The organism is Bacteroides sp. 11BF (genome assembly GCF_019633765.1).
In the GTDB taxonomy this organism is placed as follows: Bacteria; Bacteroidota; Bacteroidia; order Bacteroidales; family Bacteroidaceae; genus Bacteroides; species Bacteroides hominis.
Window position 1 is genome coordinate 1 of record NZ_JAFKPJ010000067.1, and the last position, 1037, is coordinate 1037.

1 protein-coding gene is annotated in these 1037 nt (G+C 39.5%); it reads left to right on the plus strand.

Annotated elements, in window-relative coordinates; genetic code table 11:
- Window positions 1–110 precede the first annotated feature (110 nt).
- A complete protein-coding gene (locus JZY04_RS21000; RefSeq protein WP_005849325.1) occupies window positions 111–1016 on the plus strand; it encodes an IS982 family transposase in 906 nt (301 codons plus the stop codon).
- Window positions 1017–1037: the final 21 nt, after the last annotated feature.

Below are 1037 nucleotides of genomic sequence, written 5' to 3' on the forward strand. Positions count from 1 at the left end.
TAACGTGAGTTCGATATAAGGGTTAGAATTATTTATTTGAAAATTAGGAACATAGCGATAAAAGTATTAAATTTATAGTGACCAATTATAACATTTAATCGATTACCACTATGTTCTCAGAGTCTAAAATTACAGAGATTTATTGTATGGCCGATGATTTTTGCAAGGAATTTTCGTTTCAACAGGAAAAATATATGATTGAAGACAAGAAGACCGGGCATCGTAATAAGCCTAACCGGATGAGTGATGCGGAGATTATGGTCATTCTTATTCTGTTCCACTCCGGTGGTTTCCGCTGCTTCAAGCATTATTACAAAGAGTATGTCTGCAAACATTTGGAACACCTGTTTCCGCACCGGGTGTCCTATAACCGTTTTGTGGAACTGGAGAAGGAGGTGTTGCTTCCCCTGACCATTTTCATAAAGAAAGTCCTGCTGGGAACCTGTACCGGTATCAGTTTTGTGGACTCCACTCCTTTACATGTCTGTCGTAACCAAAGGATTCTGATTCATAAGACATTTGAAGGGCTCGCAGAGCGAGGAAAATGTTCCATGGGATGGTTCTTCGGATTCAAGCTGCATCTGATAATCAATGACAAGGGTGAAATCCTCAATTTCATGTTCACACCTGGAAATGTGGATGACCGGGAACCCTTGAAGCAGGGTAAGTTTCTGAAGAACATTAAAGGAAAACTATGTGCAGACAAGGGATATATTGGCCAGGCTCTGTTTGAGAATCTTTTCCTTAATGGTATACAACTTGTCACTAAAGTTAAAAACAATATGAGGAACTCCCTGATGAGTATTGCCGACAGGATCCTACTCAGAAAGAGAGCGTTGATTGAAACAGTCAATGACGAGCTGAAAAACATTGCACAGATAGAACACTCACGACATCGTTCTTTCAGCAATTTCATTGCCAATTCATTATCTGCTATCGCAGCCTATTGTTTCTTTGAAAAGAAACCCGCCATTGAAGTGAACTTTATCAATGACGGGCAACTTACTATCTTTTGATTTTATGTCGAACTCACGTTA